The organism is Streptomyces sp. NPDC027189 (genome assembly GCF_055566975.1).
The window spans coordinates 103060-122877 of record NZ_JBVHRI010000025.1; the positions used below are offsets into that span (position 1 = coordinate 103060).

General features: G+C 68.7%; 17 protein-coding genes. 6 read left to right on the forward strand and 11 right to left on the reverse strand.

Annotated features, from left to right (window positions below):
* Nucleotides 1-141 precede the first annotated feature (141 nt).
* Together ACZ4RZ_RS39790 and ACZ4RZ_RS39795 are read right to left on the reverse strand one after the other, a co-directional pair.
* A complete protein-coding gene (locus tag ACZ4RZ_RS39790) occupies nt 142-849 on the reverse strand; it encodes a hypothetical protein (protein WP_467752172.1) in 708 nt (235 codons plus the stop codon).
* A 529-nt stretch (nt 850-1378) separates the two neighbouring features.
* The gene (locus ACZ4RZ_RS39795; protein ID WP_467752174.1) at nt 1379-1870 is read right to left on the reverse strand and encodes a MarR family winged helix-turn-helix transcriptional regulator; all 492 of its coding nucleotides are present in this window, start codon (nt 1868-1870) and stop codon (nt 1379-1381) included.
* Nucleotides 1871-2097: 227 nt separating this feature from the next.
* Here ACZ4RZ_RS39795 and ACZ4RZ_RS39800 point away from each other — a divergent pair, with 227 nt between their 5' ends.
* The 3 genes from ACZ4RZ_RS39800 (at nt 2098) to ACZ4RZ_RS39810 (ending at nt 7259) form a co-directional block, all read left to right on the forward strand.
* Nucleotides 2098-3702: a purple acid phosphatase family protein gene (locus ACZ4RZ_RS39800; protein ID WP_467752175.1), complete on the forward strand. Its 1605-nt coding sequence runs from the start codon at nt 2098-2100 to the stop codon at nt 3700-3702.
* Between the two features lie 358 nt (nt 3703-4060).
* Nucleotides 4061-5635 carry a phosphodiester glycosidase family protein gene (locus tag ACZ4RZ_RS39805; protein WP_467752176.1) on the forward strand — a complete coding sequence of 525 codons (1575 nt, stop codon included), beginning with the start codon at nt 4061-4063 and terminating at the stop codon, nt 5633-5635.
* Nucleotides 5636-6023: 388 nt separating this feature from the next.
* On the forward strand, nt 6024-7259 hold the full coding sequence (locus ACZ4RZ_RS39810) for a glycosyltransferase (RefSeq protein WP_467752177.1): 1236 nt from the start codon (nt 6024-6026) through the stop codon (nt 7257-7259).
* Nucleotides 7260-8683: 1424 nt separating this feature from the next.
* Here ACZ4RZ_RS39810 and ACZ4RZ_RS39815 read toward each other — a convergent pair.
* The 6 genes from ACZ4RZ_RS39815 to ACZ4RZ_RS39840 form a co-directional block, all read right to left on the reverse strand.
* Nucleotides 8684-9238 (reverse strand): TIGR03086 family metal-binding protein, encoded by a 555-nt coding sequence (locus ACZ4RZ_RS39815; RefSeq protein ID WP_467752179.1) that lies wholly within the window; start codon nt 9236-9238, stop codon nt 8684-8686.
* Nucleotides 9235-9777 carry an SRPBCC family protein gene (locus tag ACZ4RZ_RS39820; RefSeq protein ID WP_467752181.1) on the reverse strand — a complete coding sequence of 181 codons (543 nt, stop codon included), beginning with the start codon at nt 9775-9777 and terminating at the stop codon, nt 9235-9237. The genes ACZ4RZ_RS39815 and ACZ4RZ_RS39820 overlap by 4 nt, the downstream gene beginning before the upstream one ends.
* Complete coding sequence (locus ACZ4RZ_RS39825; protein ID WP_467752182.1) at nt 9774-10136, reverse strand: ArsR/SmtB family transcription factor; 363 nt, start codon at nt 10134-10136, stop codon at nt 9774-9776. Before ACZ4RZ_RS39825 ends, ACZ4RZ_RS39820 begins: the two co-directional genes overlap by 4 nt.
* Before the next feature lie 575 nt (nt 10137-10711).
* Nucleotides 10712-11377 carry a dihydrofolate reductase family protein gene (locus tag ACZ4RZ_RS39830; RefSeq protein WP_467752184.1) on the reverse strand — a complete coding sequence of 222 codons (666 nt, stop codon included), beginning with the start codon at nt 11375-11377 and terminating at the stop codon, nt 10712-10714.
* A complete protein-coding gene (locus ACZ4RZ_RS39835) occupies nt 11377-11913 on the reverse strand; it encodes an SRPBCC family protein (protein ID WP_467752186.1) in 537 nt (178 codons plus the stop codon). Before ACZ4RZ_RS39835 ends, ACZ4RZ_RS39830 begins: the two co-directional genes overlap by 1 nt.
* The gene (locus ACZ4RZ_RS39840; RefSeq protein WP_467752188.1) at nt 11897-12259 is read right to left on the reverse strand and encodes an ArsR/SmtB family transcription factor; all 363 of its coding nucleotides are present in this window, start codon (nt 12257-12259) and stop codon (nt 11897-11899) included. Before ACZ4RZ_RS39840 ends, ACZ4RZ_RS39835 begins: the two co-directional genes overlap by 17 nt.
* Nucleotides 12260-12300: 41 nt before the next feature.
* On the opposite strand from ACZ4RZ_RS39840, the gene ACZ4RZ_RS39845 reads away from it, so the two are divergent.
* A complete protein-coding gene (locus ACZ4RZ_RS39845) occupies nt 12301-12888 on the forward strand; it encodes an ISL3 family transposase (RefSeq protein ID WP_467752190.1) in 588 nt (195 codons plus the stop codon).
* 199 nt (nt 12889-13087) lie between these two features.
* Here ACZ4RZ_RS39845 and ACZ4RZ_RS39850 read toward each other — a convergent pair whose 3' ends face one another.
* The 3 genes from ACZ4RZ_RS39850 to ACZ4RZ_RS39860 all read right to left on the reverse strand — a co-directional run bounded on the left by ACZ4RZ_RS39850 (nt 13088) and on the right by ACZ4RZ_RS39860 (nt 16515).
* A complete protein-coding gene (locus ACZ4RZ_RS39850; RefSeq protein WP_467752191.1) occupies nt 13088-13912 on the reverse strand; it encodes a lipase family protein in 825 nt (274 codons plus the stop codon).
* Nucleotides 13913-14704: 792 nt separating this feature from the next.
* The gene (locus tag ACZ4RZ_RS39855) at nt 14705-15511 is read right to left on the reverse strand and encodes an SDR family NAD(P)-dependent oxidoreductase (RefSeq protein WP_467752192.1); all 807 of its coding nucleotides are present in this window, start codon (nt 15509-15511) and stop codon (nt 14705-14707) included.
* On the reverse strand, nt 15508-16515 hold the full coding sequence (locus tag ACZ4RZ_RS39860; RefSeq protein WP_467752194.1) for an NADP-dependent oxidoreductase: 1008 nt from the start codon (nt 16513-16515) through the stop codon (nt 15508-15510). The genes ACZ4RZ_RS39855 and ACZ4RZ_RS39860 overlap by 4 nt, the downstream gene beginning before the upstream one ends.
* A gap of 671 nt (nt 16516-17186) precedes the next feature.
* On the opposite strand from ACZ4RZ_RS39860, the gene ACZ4RZ_RS39865 reads away from it, so the two are divergent.
* Nucleotides 17187-17714, forward strand: a complete 528-nt coding sequence (locus ACZ4RZ_RS39865) for a DUF485 domain-containing protein (RefSeq protein WP_467752196.1) — start codon at nt 17187-17189, stop codon at nt 17712-17714.
* A complete protein-coding gene (locus ACZ4RZ_RS39870; RefSeq protein ID WP_467752197.1) occupies nt 17711-19327 on the forward strand; it encodes a sodium/solute symporter in 1617 nt (538 codons plus the stop codon). The genes ACZ4RZ_RS39865 and ACZ4RZ_RS39870 overlap by 4 nt, the downstream gene beginning before the upstream one ends.
* The last annotated feature ends 491 nt before the right edge of the window (nt 19328-19818 follow it).

Here is a 19818-nt window from a genome sequence, read left to right on the forward strand (position 1 = left end):
CGGAGGTCTGCCGCTGCACCCCGGCACAGGTGGTGCCCTTGTTGATGAATCCGGTGTCGTCGATCAAAACGCCGCTGTGCATCGTTGGTAGGCCCAGGCCCGCCTTATGCCGGCAGTGCGAGCCTAGCGCCGACGTGTTGGTCAGTACCACACTGTAGTAACCGTGGCCGTACGCACCTCGGCCATATCCTTGGGTGAGTAGTCCACGGTCCACGGCCGTTCCTTCGAGCGTGCGGGCTCACCGAGCGCGTCACCGGCATAGCGCTCGGGATCGTCACTTTTGAAGCACCCCCAGTTGACGCGCTTTTGCATCGCGGTGTCCGTTGCTCCTCCCGCGAAACTGCAGCGGAGGATGGTGGACTTGTGCCAGGGGTCGCGGATCTCAAGAGCCCAGGGAAGGTGATCCGCGGCAGTTGCAAGTGGTGTGGCGGTGATCTTCGGATTCTCGATCAGGATGGCGTCGTGGTCCCAGGGACTCGCGAGACAGGCCACAACCGTGCCATCGCCCCAGCAGGGATCCAGCAGTTCGTCACTTTTTGAGACACAGCGCAGGGCTTCCGGGTCGGCTGAGTAGTTGGAGTTGAGCGGGCACTCCCCCGTTGTCCGGACAGATGCCTTGTACGGACTTCTCAGGTTGCCGTCTTCGGCGAAGAGGCGGATGTACCGCTCATTCGTCAGCTCCGGGTTGTGGGGTCCATCCCCATCGAAGAGGCCGGAGACCAGAGCAACGACAACGCCGGTCACGACAGCGCCAACAAGGCCGACGAACCACACCCACAGATGCTTCCACCAGGGCGTGTTCGAGCCCGCCAGCAGCGGATCACCACCTGTTGGTGAGGGCGTATTCATGGCGCAAGCCTGCATCAATGCGATCCGCTATCACCGCATTTGAAGGGCTGCGTCGCAAAGAGGCGGAGAACGGCTGCTCGTCGACGCCTTCGATGGCCGAGGACCCGATGCGGTGGATTCGACGCTTGCCCAGCCGGGGTCTCGTACAGATGCCGCCCATGTCCTACCACGAACGGGCGTCCAGCCCACGCTGGAGGCACCTAGTGCCCCGCGTGTCAGAAGCCGTTGTCGTACCGAACGTGATCGCCGTGTTTTCGCTGGTCAAGCAAAATGTCGGCAGTCCTGCGACAGGGATGACACGTCGTGTTGTCTCGTCGGGGAGGTGTTCAGGTGACGTCGGTGATGGGGCTGTTGGAGGACCTTACGGCGGAACTCGGGCGGATAGCATCGGGGCATCACGGCCTCCGAAGGCTGCTGGATCGTCAATTGTCCAGCAACCCGACTCCATCGGAACCGGGGCATACCACTCTTGAATCTTTCCGCCGTAGGCGCCTGCTCTTGCCTGAAGTTGTTCTGACTTGACGCCGGATCAGTGCATGTGGTGCTCAGAGGAAAGCAAGCGTCGCACCACGGACTCGTTGAGTCGGTCGACGTAGGCCATGAGGCCTTCAAGGTCCTCGTCGGACCAGTCCGACAGAGCCGCCGCCAACAGCCGCAAGCGGTGCGCGGCGGCTTGGTCGAGATGGCGGCGTCCTGCTTCGCTCAACTGCACCCTGCGTATCCGCCGGTCCACGGGGTCCTGGACGCGGACCACGAGGTCGTCCGCGGCGAGCCGGTCCACTACGCGTACGGCGCGGGCGCGATCGGTCAGCAGCAGGGCGGCGATGTCGGACAGGGCCGGTGGGGGTGGCGAGCTGGCTTCGATGAAACGCAGCACGCGGTAGCCGGTCGCGGTGACCCCTCCCAGCGGTCCCTCCAGGAAGCGCTCCCGAACCAAGGGGCCGTACAACCCGAACCGCCCGTGCCGCAGCTCCTGCAGCGCGGAATCCAGTCCGCGCACCGTATCCGCTCGCTCGTCCACCCCGTCAGCCTGCTGTCTGGCGCCCCGCGCCGCAATCCGTCCAAGGCCACGGAGATAGTTGTCCAGGTTCCGCCACCGGTCGTTTCCCGGTAGCGCCGATTGTCGCGCTGTTCATGGCTTGCCGGTGTCGGACGGTGACAGGTGAGTGGGACGTTGCCTGCATGACGACGACATCAACAGGCAGTGGACGAGGCGCCGGCACGGCGGCAGGTGAGTCCGGTGCGGGAATGGCGACCACCGAACCGCGGGCGGATCACGGCGTGAGCCGACGGGGGCTGCTCGGCGCGGCCGGTGCCGTAGCCGCCGGGGTGGGGGCTCTGGCGGGGGCGCAACCGGCTGCCGCCTCACCGGTGTTGTGGGTCCGCCCGGAGGGATCCGGCATGCCGCCGGTGAGCGGACTCCACCTGCAGTTCGGCGCGGATGCCTCGCGGGAGGTCGTGGTGTCCTGGCAGACGCCGGTGCCGGTGCAGCGGCCACGCGTCCTGCTCGGCACACCGGCCGACGGCCTGGGCCGCCACATCGCGGCTCGGACCTCGTACTACAAGGACGCGAAGTCCGGGCAAACGATCTACGCACATCACGCCTGGCTGAGCCGACTGAGCCCCGGCACCGAGTACGTGTACGCCGCTGTACACGACGGGGCGACGCCCGAGCCGGGGTCGTTCCGGACAGGACCGAGCGGCAGGGCGCCGTTCACGTTCACCAGCTTCGGCGACCAGGGCACACCGACGGTGGGCAAGCTGGACGGTCCCATGCCGCCGAAGATCACCGCCAAGCTCACCTATCTCAACGACAATCTCGGTTCGCCGTACGCGGGTGATGTGACCACCGCGGTGGAGGGCGTCGCGCCGCTGTTCCACCTCATCAACGGCGACCTGTGTTACGCGAACCTGGCCGCCGACCGCATCCGCACCTGGTCGGACTGGTTCGACATGACCAGCCGGTCCTCCCGGTTCAGGCCCTGGATGCCTGCGGCCGGCAACCACGAGAACGAGCTTGGCAACGGGCCGATCGGTTTCGCTGCCTACCAGACGTACTTCGCACTGCCCGGCAACGGCGGCGATCCGGAGACCAGGGGCCTGTGGTACGCGTTCACCGTCGGATCCGTGCGTGTGCTCAGCCTGGCCAACGACGACGTTGCCTACCAGGACGGCGGCAATTCCTACATCCGGGGCTATTCCGGAGGTGCGCAGCGGCGGTGGCTGGAGGCAGAACTCGCACGCACCCGAGCGGACAGGGGCATCGACTGGATCGTCGTCGTCATGCACCAGGTCGTCGTCTCCACCGCTGACCACCCGGGCAATGGTGCCGACCTCGGTATACGTCAGGAATGGCTGCCGCTGTTCGACCAGTACGGTGTTGATGTGGTCGTCTGCGGTCACGAGCACCACTATGAGCGATCGCATCCGATCCGCGGCCACCAGCCCAACGACACGATGACACCTGATCCGGCGGCCACCCGCACCGACGTCGTAGACACCACCGCAGGAACCGTCCACATGGTCATCGGCGGAGGCGGCACCTCGATCCCGTCCATGGACGTGCTGTTCGACACCCCCCGGTGCAACGTCATTACCGGCGTCGGCCCCGTTGGAGCGGGCGGCAAGAAGACTCCCGTCTATGTGTCCGAAGAGGCACCGTGGTCGGCGGTCCGTGACCGCGTCAACCCCTACGGCTTCGTCGCCTTCTCCATCGATCCGGGCACCCATGCCGGCGGGCCCACGACGATGGCGGTGACCTATTACGCCGTCACCGGCCCGTACGGCCAGACCGAGCCGGTCGACACCTTCACGCTGCGCCGCACCCGCAACGACGGCCCAAAGCCGCGCTGATCCAACCCCTCACTCGGCCCTTGACCGTTGGCTTGACCCACGTCCCCGCGAGTCCGTGCTGCCATGTGACCCGACCGCTGGACGTCCTGCAGGAGCGTGGGGGCGTCAACAGCGCGACTCTGTTCGTGATCAAAGGCTTCGACAACCCTGCCTGTTCAGGGCCGAGGCCGCTGCCTGTTGTTTCCTGCCCCCTTTCCTGATCTTCACGTGCCGGAGCCACGGAAGTCGTAGCGGTTGTTTGGGATGGATCGCGCACACGGCCGCACGACATTGCCCCCACCGGCCATCATCGCGCCCCAGCTGTGAGGAAGCCATGGATCACAATGCCCTCGGCAGACCCGCCCGAGGTACAGCCCGCGTGCGCGCAGGCCTCGGCCTCGCTGCCGTGCTCACCGTCGCCGTTCCCTCCCTGATGCCGACCGCAGCGGCGGCCGACCGCGCGATCCCCGCGGCGACCACGCAGTGGTCGACCGAGACCCTCGCACCCGGCGTAAAGATACGTACCGGAACCATCCGGCACCCCGACGTCACGCACACCTGGACGGTCGCCGTTCAGTCCCCGGGCGTCAGCCGGCTGACCGGCGCCGCGACCTGGTCCGAAGTCAGCACCCGGAGCTGGGCCGACACCACGGCGCGGAAGCTGGGCGACGCGGGTTTCCAGCCGCGTGTGGAGAGCGTCCGGTGGCCCGCCTACTCCGACACCCCGCACGGAGTCATGGGGCTTCGGGTACGGGTCGGCTCCTTCTCCACCCAGGCCGCGGCCCAGTCCGCGGCGGCGACGATCACCTCGGCGGGGTTCCACACCTCAGTCGCCTGGACCGGCTACGACATCCAGCAGCCCGCCGATCGAGAGAACGTGCATGTCGCGGTGATCGACCCACGCGTCTTCAACGGCACCGTCGAGGGTACCCACGACGGCAATGTCGCACAGCGGAAGACCACCTCGTCGGTCGCCGCCCGGCTCAACTCGCTGGTTGCCGTCAACGGTGGATTCTTCGTGACCTCGGACGCCGACGGCGTCCAGGGCACCATGTCCGGTCTGGGCGCCTACGACGGCCAGTTGGGGTCGATGGCGGCCGGCTCGCGGGCCGCGCTGATCCTCGGTGACGGTGGCCGCCACATCCGTGTGGCCGATCTGACCACCACCATCACCGCCCGGGCCGGAAACTCCTCGTACCGGATCCAGGGCATCAACCGGGTGCCGGGACTGGTGCGCGACTGCGGCCGTCCCGGCGCCACACCCAGCGACCTGCCCTGGCAGGATGTCACCTGCCGACTGACCGACGACCTGGTCCAGTTCACCCCCGAGTTCGGCGCCGACCTGCCTACCGGACCCGGTGTCCAGGCGGTGCTCGACGCATCCGGCCGCGTGGTCTCGGTCGGTGCGCGCGACGGGCGGGTACCGGAGGGCGGGCGCATCCTGCAGGGCATCGGCGGTGCTGCCGACTGGCTGACCGCGAACGCCGAGCCCGGCAGCCGCATCCGTGTCGACGAGGTCGTCCGCGACACCAGCGGCCGGCGCGTCGAACTCGATGGTGACGACTCCATCGTGAGTGCCGCCCCCACCCTCATGAAGGACGGCCACATCGACATCGACGCGACCGCCGAGGGCGTGGTCGACCCGCAGGACCTGTCCTTCGGATACGCCTGGGCCAACGTCCGCCAGCCGCGCACCATGGCGGGTGTCGACGGGAAGGGCCGGCTGATCCTGGCTACGGTCGACGGGCGGCAGACCGGTGGCAGCGAGGGCTTCACCCTCTACGAGGCGGCGGAGTTCATGCGCTCGCTCGGCGCCGTGCAGGCGCTGAACCTCGATGGCGGCGGCTCCACCGCGATGGCCGTCCGCGGCGCCCTGGTCAACAGCCCCTCGGACGCGGCCGGTGAACGCGCGGTCGGGGACACGGTGCAGGTGCTTCCGCCACACGCCAACTGACAACGGCCACCGCCTTCGTCCGTACCGCGCTCCGGTATCGCCTGGGCGCGGTACGGCTGTCTCGCGTTGCTGCACCTTCCGGGAGCAGCGAAACACCCCGTCTACATGTAGCGGTTACGGGAGGGCTCGCGTCACCGCGTCAGGAGTTCTGGGACGGCGCGCGGCCGAGGGGAGATCCTCCTGCCCGATGTACCGCCGTACGCGGCGAGTCGCCGCTTCGCGAGGAGGCTGTCCGGCCACAGGAGACGACAAAAAAAGCAAAGGCAAGGAGATCCCACTCCTTGCCACTCTCAATCTATAGCGCACCGGGGGGCTTGCGGCAAGACCCGGGTTGTGCCGCAGAATCGGCGGCCCAAAGCCACAACCTGCGGAAATGGGGAGTTGCGACGTGCGTGTGTTGTTGTCGACGTGGGGGTCGCGCGGGGACGTCGAACCGCTGGCGGGACTGGCGGTGGCGTTGCGGGAACTCGGTGCAGAGGTGGTGGTGTGCGCGCCGCCGGACGGGGAGTTCGCGGCGCTGCTGGCGCGTGTCGGCGTGCCGCTGGTGCCGCTCGGCCCGACGGTGCACTCGGTGGTCGCCGGCACGAAGCCACCGACGGCGGAAGACGCGTTCCGGCTCGCCCCCGAGCTGGTCGCCGCGCGGTTCGACACGTTCACCGCGGCGGCCGAGGGATGTGACGCGCTGCTGGCAACCGGTCTGATGCCGGCCGGCGCACGGGACGTGGCCGAGAAACTGGGCATCCGCTACGTGCTCGCGTGCTTCCACATCCTCGGACTGCCGTCGCGGCATTTCCCTCCGGGGGCGCGGCCGGGCAAGCAGTCCCCGCAGGGCGAGACCGACAACCGGGTGCTGTGGGAGCAGGACGCCCAGAGGGTGAACGCGTTGTACGGCGACGCGCTCAACACACACCGGGCGTCGATCGGCCTGCCGCCGGTGGACAACGTCCGCGACCACGTCCTCACCGACACCCCGTGGCTGGCGGCGGACCCGACGCTGTGTCCGTCGCGGGGCATGACGGACCTCGACGTCATGCAGACCGGCGCGTGGATCCTGCCGGACGAGCGTCCGCTCCCGGCCGAGTTGGTGGAGTTCCTGGACGCGGGCGCACCACCGGTGTACGTGGGCTTCGGCAGCATGGCCGCACATGCGCCGAAGGACATCGCCCGGGTGGCCATTGAAGCGAGCCGTGCGCAAGGCCGCCGCGTACTCCTCGCCCGTGGCTGGGCGGACCTGGCCCCGATCGACGACGCCGACGACTGCTTCGTCGTCGGCGAGGTCAACCAGCAGGAGCTGTTCCGCCGGGTGGCCGTCGTAGTGCACCACGGCGGCGCGGGCACCACGACGACGGCGGCCCGGGCCGGCGCGCCTCAGGTGGTGATCCCCCGGATCGCGGACCAGCCGTACTGGGCCGCCCGGGTGGCCGAACTGGGCATCGGCTCGGCTCACGACGGCCCGACGCCGACCTTCGACTCCCTGTCCGCCGCGCTCACCACGGCCCTGACCCCCGAGACCCGAGCACGGGCGAGGGCCGTGGCCGGCACGATCCGCACCGACGGGGCGACGGTGGCCGCGAAACTTCTACTCGACGCAGTCAGCCAGGAAAGGCCGCCCGTGTCCGTGTGACCCACACGGACACGTCGAGCCGGGGACCGGCGGGCGACAGCGCCCGCTTCCAGGATCATTCTGTCAGGCGTTCTCTCCGCTCTTATCCCTGCGCTCTGTCCGTAGACAGTTGGTTGGGCGAGGTGCGGGACATGGAGCGGCCATCGCGGGACTCTCCAGGTAGGTGAAGACCAGGCGAGGGTGCGATGGCCGTCGCTGTCAGTGTGCTCGGGGCGGGGGCAGGCCGCCAGGGCAAGGCCAACCTGATGCGCTTCCACGTGGGTTGATACGACTGTCTGTCCCGACGGGCGGATGCGTTGTTCGAGCTGACCGACGCCCTGCTGGCAGCTGGCCCGGTCATTTCCCTGCCCTACCTGTCGCTGGACAGGCTGCACCGGCGTGGTCACGGCAGCGGCTACGCGGCCCTGGCCAACGGCGGCGTGGGGCCCGAAGCGGCACGTGCGGTGTTCGCCGGCTCGCTGCCCCGCGCGTCGTGTCCGGTATTCGCGGTGGACGTGAGCGTGTGGGTCCGCAGCGACGCGGAGTGCTCACCCGGACGCGGCTACTACTGCCCCTCCAGGCATTCGGCGGGACAGCCGATCGTGGCCGGCTGGGCCTACTCCTGGCTCGCCGGCCTGGAGTTGACGACGAGCTCGTGGACCGCTCCGGTCGATGCCCGGCGCCTGGTCCCGGGCGAGAACCCGAGCACGGTCGCCGCCCGCCAGATCCGCGGCCTGCTGCGACGGCGTCCTGGACTGGGCCTGCAGACACCGCTGTTCGTGTCGACAGCGGCTACGACTCCGTCCGCCTGGCCCTCGAGATCACCGGCATCCCGGCCCAGATCCTCGTCCGGGTCCGGTCCGACCGGTCCTTCTACGCCGACCCGCCGCCCCGGCGCAGGACGCCTGCCGGGCAGCCGCGCCCCCCGGCGCGAAATTCGCCTGCCCCGACCCCACCACCTGGCCGGCCCCGGACGCCGTCCACACGTGCACGGACGAGCAGCACGGCGCGGTGACCGTGCGGATGTGGCACCGCTTGCACGCCAAGACCCAGCAGCACGACGGACACGCCAGCCGAGGCCCCCGCCCCATCGTCCCCGGCACCCTGGTCCGGCTCACCGTGGGCGCAAGTAACCCGCGAGGAGCCGTTGGAGGCCACCGTCTGCGGACGTTGATTCTCGACACGGGTTACCGACGCTGCCGACCTGCGCAAACGCGTGGGCGCGCCGGAGTGTCGACAGACCTTGCCGACACTCCGGCGGCGCTTCCCGGCCGGGGAGCGGACCAGAACGCGTCGCGCGGGATCGAGTTGGGGGCATCGCTGCAGGCTGAGGGCACCGAACCGGGCCACGGGCTGCCGGCGTGGGGCTACGTGCGGCCCTGGCCTCGCCGACCCACCCGACGTCCTCCCGCTCCACCACTCCCCCTGGGCAGCACGAGACACACTCAGGGCTTACGGCCGATGAAGGCGAGCAAGCGAGTCTGTACATCGGCGCTTTCGGGTACCTCGACCCGTGGTCCGTACTGCCCGCTCTTGCGGAGCACGTCATCGAGCGGCAGCATCCCGTCGAGCAACCGGGCGCACCTGCCGGGGTCGAGGCGCTCCTCCTGGCCGGTGGCCCGCGCCAGGTCCCAGGTGTGCATGAAGACGTCTGCGGTGTAGAACTGGTCGACCGCCTGGTCCAGCGGGACCTCTCCGATGTGCTGGTTCGACAGCAACCTCTGCGCCGTTGCCGGATCGTCGAGGAGGGCCTGCACCCCGTCGCTGTGTACCGTCCAGGCCGCCACCGGGTCGTCGTCCACCGACGGCCCTTTCGGCAGTTCGACTCCGGCACCAGCCTTCAGGAAGTCCGGGAACCACTCGACAAGGTGGCGCACCACATCCCGGGCGGCCCACCCCTCGCACGGCGCCGGGTTGCCCCATGCCCCGGGACGCACTCCGCGCACGCGGTCCGTGAATACCCCTGCCACGGTGCGGTGCTCATCGGCTGCCATCGTCATGATCTCAAGCCTTCCATCTCGGTACGTCGGTCGGCGTTGCCGCTCTGGCGGCCACTGAGCAGCTCGTCAAGCCGCTCGTGGCCTTCCCGGACGCCGCGTTGCATGCCGCTCTTGATCATCGAGTCGCGGGCCTCGATGGAGTCCATGAGCGACTTGGTGGTGACCCGGGTGCGACCACCGAGGTCCTCGAAAACAGCCGTCTCAAGGCTGACGCTGTCCGGGAAGCCCTCGAAGGCGAAGGTCTGCACGATGCGCTCGTTGGTGCGTACCTCGTGGAACACGCCGTGGAAGCCATACTCGGTCCCGTCGTCCTCGCGATGCACATAGCGGTACGATCCACCGCTACGCGCGTCATACTGGTCGATCTGCATGGTGAGTCGACGCGGGCCGAGCCACTGGACGACCAGGTCAGGATCGGTGTATGCCCGGAACACGCGCCCTGGTGGAGCGTCGAACTCCCGGGTGATCAAGATGGTGGGTAGAGCCGGGTCAGCCACGATCTGCGTATCGTCGCGGTGGTTCGTGTTCGTGGTGCTCATGATGCTGCTCCCTCCGTTGGCGTGCCCGTCATCGACTGCTCGTCCATCTGCTCGAGGACAGCATCCAGACGGCGAAAACGGCCCTCCGCCTCGCGCCGGTAACGCTCGATCCACTGCGTCATCAGGTCGAAGACCTCCGCCTCAAGGTGGCAAGGCCGCCGTTGAGCGTCCCTGCTACGACTGACCAGACCGGCGTCTTCCAGAACCCTGATGTGCTTGGACACGGCCTGCACGGTGACGTCGTACGGCTCGGCCAGCGCGTTGACCGTGGCGTCCCCAGCGGCGAGTCGGGCCACGATGTCGCGCCGGGTCGGGTCGGCCAGCGCGGAGAACACCTGGGACAGCCGGTCGTCGGCCACCTCACACCTCGCATCTTCAACCGATTGGTTAAATACAACCTATGACCGAGCCTGCAGAGTTGTCAACCAACTGGTTTAATAGCCGTTCGGCAGGGCCTTTGTGATCACGTCCCAGCACGGCGGCAGGCGCCCGCTGGCATCCACGTCAACGGAGAGCGCGCACCCCTGGGTAGCGCCGAGGCTGAGCGGGACTTGGCGACTCTCGTGCTGCCTGAGATCGGCCGGTTGGTCGAGACCGGAGATCAACGGGAGCCGTACCGGCTACTCGATCCGGTCGGTGACCGCATCGAGCCGACTGCGGTGTACGGTCCTGCCGACGTTGGTCGACTTCGTGACTAAGCGGCTCCACGATGCGCGAGTGCGGCTGGAAGCCCTGCAGCAGGCTGAGCCGGGCACGGAGTTCACCGTCCTCGGCGAGACGTTCATCAAGCCGAAGTCGTCGGCCGCACGGGTCGCGCGGTTCACCCGGGCTGCCTGGGATCAGCAGGGCCGCCGCCGCAACCTCACCCAGGACGAGCACCGAGCCCTCTGGGCCTGGGCCGCGGGGTGGGGCGCTGGCTGGCGTGGTGCGCCGGCTACCGCTTCCCGACGGTGTAGGTCAGGTGGGTCACCCGGGATGATGCGTCCGTGCGGGTCTGGTCGAGGGCGAGGCGGGCCGGGTCCACGCGGTCGAACAGGCGGATGCCGGTGCCGAACAGCACGGGCGCGAGGGTAATCGAGAACTCGTCGACCAGGCCGGTGTCCAGGTACTCCTGGATCGTCTCGGCGCCGCCGGCGATGCGGACGTCGCGGTCGCCGGCGGCCTCGCGGGCCTGGTCGAGCGCGCTCTCGATGCCGTCGTTGACGAAGTGGAAGGTCGTGCCGCCCGGCCGCTCCCACGGGTCACGCTTCTCGTGGGTCACGACGAAGACCGGGGTGTGGAACGGGGCCTCCTCCGGCCATGCCTGCTCGCCGAGGTCGAACATGCGCTTGCCCATGACGCTCGCGCCGGTGCGCTCGTACGTCGCCCGAGCGATGTCGTTGTCGAGTCCTTCCTCGCCGCCCTCGCCGAGCTTGAGGTTCTCCCGGAGCCACCGCTGCGGGAACAACCACGCCTGCAGTTCCGACCACTTCGAATTCCAGCGCCTGACGCCCGGGTCGTCCTGCTTCTCGGGCGAGAAGGCGTCCTCGGCCGGCACGGCCTCGGGTGCCATGAAACCGTCGAGCGACATCGTCACGCTGAAGAACACCTTCCCGGCCATCAGCTCTCCGCTCCCTTCGGTGTGGTCTCGTTCCGGCCGGTGTCGTTCCGAGTGAGTTCGGCGACGTAGGCCGCCAGGTTGCGCAGGGTCTGCTCGCCGCCCTCGATCGCGTGGTACTTCTCCACCGCCTCGTCGCGGAGTTCCTTGCTGGGGAACACCGTGCGCATCACGATCCGGGTCTCGTCGCCGGCCGGCTCGAAGGCCAGGACCGACTCGAAGGCGTTGGGGTCGTCGCGGGACTCGCCGTGCAGCAGCGCGATCCGCTCCGGCGGGACGATCTCCCGCCAGGTGATCCACTCCTGGTAGTCGGTCCCGTCCGGCCCGTGCATCACGAAGTCCCAGGCCCCGCCGACGCGGAACTCGAAGGACCGCGTGGTGGTGGAGAACCCCTCCGGTCCCCACCACCGCGACAGGTGCCGGACCTGCGTGAACGCCTCGAACACCAGCTCCCGTGGGGCGCCGATGGCCCGGGAGATCACGATCTCGCGGTCCGCGGTCGCGTGTTCGGGCTCGCCGCCGCTACTGGTCGTCGTCATCCGGTGGTTCCTCCTGCCTTGCCTGTTTCAGATCTCGCACGTACTCGTCCAGCCGGTCGAAGGTCTCGTTCCAGAACCGTTCGAAGCCGCCCGCCCACTCGTGGACCGGCCGCAGCCCGCGGGCGTCCAGGCCGTACAGGCGCTGCTTGCCCGCCCCGCGGACCCGCACCAGCCCGACCTCGCGGAGCACCCGCAGGTGCTTGGACGCCTGCGGCTGGCTCATCCCCAGGTCCCGCGCCAGTTCGGTCACGGGCCGCTCGCCGCCCCGCAGCAGCACCAGGATCTCTCGCCGCTGCGGCTCGGCGATCGCATTGAACGCGTCCGAGGTCGTCGCCGCTCGTGCCATGGCGCCATCATATGCCTATATCGGAATGTGTAAACGGCTGTGTGACCAACGACCGGCTCGGGCTGGTCCGGCTTGCCAACCTGACCGTGACGAAGGTGCGGCAACGCGTGGCTCGTGAGCAGCTGGGCCACCGGGGCCGCAAAGGCGACCTGGCCTGGGCTCACCGGATGCTGCTCCTGCGCGCCGGCGACCGGCTGTCTGCACGCGCCCCGCGGCGGCTCGATCACGTGTTCTCCCGCGACGACCCCACCGGGGAGATCGGTGCGGCCTGGGGTGTCAAGGAACGCCTGCGGCAGCTGCTCGCATGTGCCGACCTCGAGGCCGCCGACCACACCCGCGGACACCTCGGCGTCACCGTCCTCGCCGTGGACATGCACGAGACCTGGCGACTGTGGGAGACCGTCAACACCTGGTGGGACGAGATCGAGACCTTCACCGAAACCCGGGCCACCAACGCCCGCACCGAGGCCGCGAACACCTCGATCAAGCACATCAAGCGCACCGGCCGCGGCTACCGCAACCCCGACCACTACCAGGCCCGTATCCTGCTCCGCAGCGCCCGCCGAACCTGGCGGCGTTCACCGTTGAATCAGCAGGCCACCACGTTCAACTGCGGATGGCCGGCTTAGTTCAGAGAAGATCGACGTACAGCTTGTGTGCGAGCTGGGCGCCACAGCCGCCCAGGAGCAGCCCTCACCAGAAGGAGTCGTTTGGCCTGGTGGAGGTGTGACGGAAGGCATCCAGTTCGATCGCCTCGGTCGGTAGAACGACGGGAACATCCGAGTGCCCGTCGCCGATCACAGCAGTCTGCTCCAGCCGCCGACAAGCTCAACTCCGGGCCAGGCTCTTCTCCATGACGTCGATGTAGTTGAAGATGAAGTGGTCCCTGATGCCGTCGCTTCCCGGGGCGAGGAGGTCGGCCGTCAGGCCCGCGGCCCGGTCGGTCAGCCCAGTCAGCAGAGGCATGGATTCGCGCAGCTTGCCGGTGGAGTCGATGTACCGCAGCAGTTGGGTGTGGGTGTAGGCGGGCTCGGGTGGCAGGTGGGGCACGATGTCGTTGTTGTTCACGAAGCGGTGTGTGCGCTTGGCGAACGCCTTGTCACAGGCGGCGGCAAGCACCCGGTCGCACACGCGGGGCTGACCGAAGGTGATGATGCCGTCGGCCAGCAGATTCGGCTCCTCGAAGTGCAGTCGCGCGCCGGCGAGCATGGCGAGAGCGCCCCCGAGGCTGTGCCCAGTGATCCAGACCGTCTGGCCGTTGGTCCGCGACGCCTCCAGCACTTTCTTGACCTGTGGAAAGACAGAGTTCAGGGCCTCGCCGAAGCCGTAGTGGACGAACCCCTTCGCCCCCGGGCCGGGCCACGGGGGCGTGGTGATGTCCGAGAGCCAGTCCTTGATGTTCAGCGGCTCGGTCCCCCGGAAGGCGAGGACGATCATGTTGTCGCTCGCCATTGTGTACGCCTGCGTGTCCTGGAGGGGGAAGGGCGGCGTGAATGCCGTGTGGTGGTGATGGACCCGATCGAAGCCCCAGTGCTCGGCCTGGGCCTCGATGGTGGCCTCGTCCTTGTAGGCGAGCTCGGAAGCCCGGCACATCCAGTAGGCGTGCTGCAGGTTGTAGGTCTTCGTCTGGTGATCGATTGCGGGGATGGGCATCGCGCTCTCCCGGTGCAGGCGGGTCAGGGACAAGGCCGCGAAATGGGGCCTTGATCGTCATAGCCGCAAACAGCTGGTATGGGATGTAATCGGCGCAAAGATCACCCGGGCGAGTCGCCGCCGGACGAACGATCAGCAAGTCGGCATGTCAGTCCGCACTCGGTACGTCCGTACGTACGCAGCAGCGGGCCAGGCACGGTGGCGAACAGGGGGAGTTCGAGGCGCTTGTCCATGCCGGGGCGGAGGGTGGATACCTCACGCCTCCGGCATAACGCGGCTGCACGCAACCGTCACCATCGCCCGTGACCCGCACCAATAGGGATCTCCAAGGCTCGTCCCGCAATGACTGGCGGGTGCGATGATCCCGGCGTGGCTGGTGTGCTCTGAGCTCGGAACCTTCCTGAATAGGCCTGCTCACCGAGTTGAGCCCACGTCAGTTCCGGAAACCGGTGAGCGCTGCGGCGCGAGAGCGCTGATCCGATCCGCCGCGGACAGCCCGGGGCCTGCCGTTCCACGACCGGATCCTGATGGTCGTAACTTACTGATCCACCAGTATGACGATCCGCGAGCTCGCGCCGCTCTTCGGCTCTCAAAGTCCGCCGCCGGCCGCTCTCCCGCACCGCGCTTCCGCCTCGTCCGCGCAGTCGCCGAGTTCCCCGCGGCGCCCCTCCGATGACCGTGGTCAGCACGATCACCCCGTACCCGGCCAGCACGACTCCGCTCGTCGACTCCCCGCTCCCCCCGGCAGTGGCACAGGCACCCCGCGACCCTCGCGAACTGCCGCGAGCGTTCTCAGGTGCCGACGAGCTTGCCCGGGCCGGGGACGTTGCGGAAGCGGAACGGCTCCGGTTCACGGCCGGCCTGGATGAACCAGCACTCCCCGGTACCGTCGCCGGTGACAATCCGCAGCACCGTGTCCGCGACGGCCTGAGCCGGGATGACCGGCAGTCCCTGCTCGGAGAGCATGTCGCGGAGCGGGTCGATGATCCGCGACTCGGCGAACCCCGGGCAGACCGCGTTGAAGCGCACGTTCTCCGGCGCGAGAGCCGGCCCCAGGGAGCGTGCGAGCCCGACGACCGCATGCTTGTTGGCCGCATACAGGGGATCGAGCGGTACCGCCGCCAGGCCCGCCAGGGACGCGGTCGCCACGATCGACCCTCCTCCGCGGGCCCGCAGCGCCGGCAGCACCGCGTGGGTGCCGAAGACCACCCCGTCGAGGTTGGCCCCCATCGCCCGGCGGTAGCGGACGAGGTCGAAGTCCTCACCGACACCGCATCCGGTCGCCACTCCCGCGTTGAGCAACGCGATGTCGACACCGCCGCACTGCTCCTGGGTGAAGTCGACCAGGGCGCGGTTGGCGTCGGGGTTCGAGACATCACAGGCACAGAAGTGGCCGCCGACCATCTCGGCCACCTCCCTGCCGCCCTGGACATCGAGGTCCGCAACGACCACTTGGGCCCCCGCCTTCCCCAGCGCCAGCGCCGTGGCCCGGCCCAGTCCGCTGGCACCGCCGGTGACGATCGCCACCTTGCCCTGGAGCGCGGTGCCGTCCGACTGTTCTTCCCGCGGGGCGGCGGCCCCGCTCTCCGCCGCGGTCATGCGAGCTCCAGCACGAGCTTGCCGACGTTCTCGCCGCGGAAAAGCATCTGCAACGTCTCGGGGAAGTCGTCCACGGTCCCTCTCACCACATGCTCCTTGACCGTGATGCGGCCGGCGCCGATCCAGGCGGAGATGTCCTGCGCGGCCTCCGCGTAGCGCTTGGCGTAGTCGAAAACCACGAAGCCCTCCATGCGGGCGCGACGCACCAGCAGCGTGAGGTAATTCGAGGGGCCCTTCACCGGCGTGGCGTTGTTGTACTGACTGATCGCACCGCAGACCACGACGCGCGCGTGCATCGCCAGCCGGGTCAGTGCGGCGTCGAGGATGTCTCCTCCAACGTTGTCGAAGTAGACGTCGATGCCGTCGGGGGCGTGTTCGCGCAGCGCCTTCCTGACGTCGTCGGCGCGGTAGTCGATCGCCGCGTCGAATCCCAGCTCGTCGGTGAGCAACGCGCACTTCTCGGGCCCGCCGGCGATGCCCACGACCCGGCAGCCCTTGGCCTTCGCGATCTGACCCGCCATGGTGCCGACCGCGCCGGCCGCCCCCGACACCACGACGGTCTCGCCGTCCTTGAGCGCCCCGACGTCCAGCAGGCCGAAGTAGGCGGTCATGCCGGGCATGCCCAACGCCCCGAGATACGTCGAGGGCGGGACGAGGGAGGTGTCGATCTTCAAGGCGCCCCTGCCGTCGGAGACCACGTACTCCTGGACGCCGAACGTGCCGACGACGTGATCACCCGGCTGGAAGCCGGGGTGGTTGGATGCGGTGACCTCGATGACCGATCCAGCGCGCATCACCTCACCGATGCCCACCGGCGGCAGGTAGGAGGGGCGGTCGTCCAGCCAGCCCCGCATGGCCGGGTCCAGCGAGATGACCCGCGTCCGGCCCGCGAACCGGCCCGGGCCCGGATCCTCCACGGGCCCCGAAAAGTGCTCCCAGTCATCGGGCTTCACCTGGCCCACGGGGCGGGCTGCCAGACGTATCTGGCGGTTGGTCGCAGACATTGCGCCTCCTGTCGTTCGCGGCTCCCAGCGACCATACCGACCAGTAGGTACGTCAGTGGACGTGATGTTCACCACACCCCATCCGCCCGTTCGGGTTTCGAAGCCGTCGGGGACCGAATCACCGGCTCCGGCCGGCATGGCGGGGCCTCCCGGGCCCGACCGCAGCCGGAGGGCGAGGAAGGCGTCCTACTTCCTCAGTGCGGGCGGCGTGCGCAGCACGGTCCACTGCCAGATCCGCGGCGGCTGTTCGCCGTGCTTCTGCGAGTCGGCTTTGGCCTTGCGCGGGAGACGGACAGTCTCCCGGCGATGGATGAACGGGAAGGCTGGATCCGCTTTCGTCTCCCCCAGTCGATCCGCCGCGCAGCGCACCAAAAGTCGTCGAGGCTGCCGACACGGGAGGTGAACACCGCGGCGAAGACCAGGGCGGCCGGAATCCGACCGGTTTCATGTCGGCGCCGCCATGGGGTGCGTACAGAGTTCGCAGGGCGTCCCGCAGGCCACCAACCCGTCGGTAACCGTCGGCACCCGGCCGTCAGCCCGGTGCGGCATCGAGCCCAAAACGTAACGCCCAGCAGGCTTATCAGGCATTCCAACCAGTCGGTATCGTGCGCCGCCACCCCCATTCGCCCCGCCCACCTCCTCGGATCCGAGCCGCACTGGAAGGCCACGCGATGACCTACGCCGACGACAACCGGTATCCACCACCACCGACGGGATGGACGCAGCCGAAGACCGAGCCCTATGGGCAGGCCCCTCGGCACGACTCGTACGGGCACGCCCCTCGCCACGACTCGTACGGGCAAGCCCCTCGGCACGACTCGTACGGGCAAGCCCCTCGCCACGACTCGTACGGGCACGCCCCTCGCCACGAGCCGTACGGGCACGAGACCGGCCGACGCAGTGCCGACCTCGCCGCCCTCCGCTCGGCCTACCGCCTGCTCCGCCGGGTCTCCACGCTCACCGCACTCGGCTCCTTCGTGGTGTACGTGTTGCTGTCCTGCTATGCGCCGGACCTGATGGGGTCCAAGATCGCCGGGGAACTGAGCCTGGGCATGGCCCTGGGGGTCCTCCAGCTCGTGGTTACCTTCGCGGCGGTCCTCTGGTACGGACGCAGTGCACAACGCTCCGTGGACCCGTTGGCACGGGTTGTCAGGGAGCGAGCGGCCCTGCCTGCTCGGGACGCCGGGGTGGCGAGATGAACGGCTTCAGCTCCGGGACGCAGGCCACCGTCCTGACTCTGTTCACCGCCCTGGCCACTTTCACCCTGCTGATGTGCGTGATGGCGGGACCGGATCGCGACGACCTGACGAACTTCTATACCGGCTATCTCTCGCTCACGCCGCTCAGGAACGGTTTGGCGATCGCGGGCGACTACATCTCCGCGGCCACAGTGCTGAGCACCACCGGCATCATCGCGCTCGCGGGATACGACGGCTACGTCCTTGCAGTCAGCACGGCCATGTCGCTGGTGCTGCTGATGTTCCTGCTGGCCGAACCTCTGCGCAACGCCGGCAGGTTCACCATGGGCGACGTCCTGGCCCGCAACATGCCCGGGCGGGCCGTCCGTATCGCCTCCTGCGTGGTGACGCTTTCGGCGACTCTTCCCTTCCTGGTCGTCCAGCTCTCCGGGGCCGGGTCGCTGCTCACCTTCATCCTGGGCATCCCTCACCTGGCGGGCGCCAGGACGGTGTGCATCGTCCTCGTCGGCAGCCTGATGATCATTTACGCGGCCATCGGCGGCATGAGGGGCACCGCGCTCATCCAGACGATCAAGATCGTGCTCCTGCTGGGCACCAGCGTCGCCGTCGCCGCTCTGGTCCTGAACCGCTTCGACTGGAGCCCCGGCGATCTGCTCCGGGCCGCCGAGCGCGGCAGCGGCACGGGCCCCGCTTTCCTCCAGCAGGGCCTGCAACTGGGCACCTCTACCGGTCAGCGGCTCGACTTCGTCAGTCTCCAGATCACCGTGGTCCTCGGCGTGGCCTGCCTGCCGCACATCACGATGCGCCTGTACTCCGCGCGGGACGTGCCCGCCGTGCGCCGCTCCATGTCGTGGGCGGTCGGCACGGTCACCACGTTCTGCCTGCTCGTGATCGTCATGGGTACGGGCGCGGCGGCACTGGTGGGATCTCAGTACATCACCGCGGCCGACCCGCACGGCAGGACGGCGGTGCTCATGCTGTCCCGAGCGCTGGGCGGCGACGGCGCCTCCGCAGGCGCGACAATTCTCTATGCGGCCGTGGCGGGCACGGTGTTCATCACCCTGCTGTCCTCGGTCGCCGGGATGACCCTGGCCGCGGCCTCGTCGCTCGCCCATGACCTGTTCGCCCATGCGGTGCGGCGGGGACAGGCGGCGCCGCGTACGGAGATGACGGTGGCGGCATGGACGAGCGTGGCCGTGGGAACCGTTGCCATCATGCTTTCCACCGTGGTCCAGAACTGGGACGTCGGTGTACTGACCACGCTGGCGATCTGCATCGGGGCGTCGGCCGTGGCCCCCGCGTTGACCTACTCGCTGTTCTGGCGAGGTTTCACGCGCACCGGCCTGCTCGCGACCCTCTACGGCGGCGCAGCCTGCGCGCTGGTGCTGATGGTCTTCTCCCAAGCCGTTTCGGGCACGCCGTCCGCCGTCTTCCCGAACGCCCACTTCGACCTGTTCCCCATGCAGTCCACCGGCCTGGTCTCCATACCGTTCGGCTACCTGGCGGGCTGGTTGGGCAGCCGTCTGGACCGCCGACGCCGCGCCGCCGAGAGCTATGAGAACCGACGGCTCTACGAGGAAGGCGAAGAACGGTTGCTCGCCGCAGCCGAATGACCACAGCGACGGGAGGCGCGCCGTGCCTGGGGCCGGGGCCCCACGACGGCCGCCCTCGACCGCGGCGGGTTACGACGGCGGCCTGGGTACCGCCGATGCAGCCAGAGCCCGTCGCGTTACAGCAGGAGAGGCTCCTCGGCCGAGAAGACCGCATCTTTGCCCAGGAGTTGGCGTGGATGGCGGCGGGCATCGTCGATCAACTCCAGGCGCGTCTGGCGCCGGAGACCGGCGGTTCGCGCGCGGGTGCCGGGCGAACTCGGTGGCCCGAGCCCCCGCAGCGAGCAGTGGAACAACCGGCGTTCAGAGCTCTGAGTTGAAGGACCAGTGCTCCAGCAGGTGCCTCGTCTCCCTTGTCCGTCAAGACGTGGGGGTCGTGGTGCAGGCGGCCGTAGACGAGCAGGAGCAGGTCGGCCGCGGCTCCCTGGACGAACGCTTCGGCTGTGTCCGGCCCGCGGGTCCCGACAAGCCCGAAACCATCGGGCCGGGACGGA

Bases quoted from the DNA above. Each gene is read 5' to 3' on its own strand.
- ACZ4RZ_RS39850 (WP_467752191.1), bottom strand. From the start codon at position 13,912: ATGCCCATCCCCGCAATCGATCACCAGACGAAGACCTACAACCTGCAG.
- ACZ4RZ_RS39870 (WP_467752197.1), top strand. From the start codon at position 17,711: ATGAACGGCTTCAGCTCCGGGACGCAGGCCACCGTCCTGACTCTGTTC.
- ACZ4RZ_RS39860 (WP_467752194.1), bottom strand. From the start codon at position 16,515: ATGTCTGCGACCAACCGCCAGATACGTCTGGCAGCCCGCCCCGTGGGC.
- ACZ4RZ_RS39830 (WP_467752184.1), bottom strand. From the start codon at position 11,377: ATGGCCGGGAAGGTGTTCTTCAGCGTGACGATGTCGCTCGACGGTTTC.
- ACZ4RZ_RS39835 (WP_467752186.1), bottom strand. From the start codon at position 11,913: ATGACGACGACCAGTAGCGGCGGCGAGCCCGAACACGCGACCGCGGAC.
- ACZ4RZ_RS39840 (WP_467752188.1), bottom strand. From the start codon at position 12,259: ATGGCACGAGCGGCGACGACCTCGGACGCGTTCAATGCGATCGCCGAG.
- ACZ4RZ_RS39790 (WP_467752172.1), bottom strand. From the start codon at position 849: ATGAATACGCCCTCACCAACAGGTGGTGATCCGCTGCTGGCGGGCTCG.
- ACZ4RZ_RS39865 (WP_467752196.1), top strand. From the start codon at position 17,187: ATGACCTACGCCGACGACAACCGGTATCCACCACCACCGACGGGATGG.
- ACZ4RZ_RS39855 (WP_467752192.1), bottom strand. From the start codon at position 15,511: ATGACCGCGGCGGAGAGCGGGGCCGCCGCCCCGCGGGAAGAACAGTCG.
- ACZ4RZ_RS39800 (WP_467752175.1), top strand. From the start codon at position 2,098: ATGGCGACCACCGAACCGCGGGCGGATCACGGCGTGAGCCGACGGGGG.
- ACZ4RZ_RS39815 (WP_467752179.1), bottom strand. From the start codon at position 9,238: ATGACGATGGCAGCCGATGAGCACCGCACCGTGGCAGGGGTATTCACG.
- ACZ4RZ_RS39820 (WP_467752181.1), bottom strand. From the start codon at position 9,777: ATGAGCACCACGAACACGAACCACCGCGACGATACGCAGATCGTGGCT.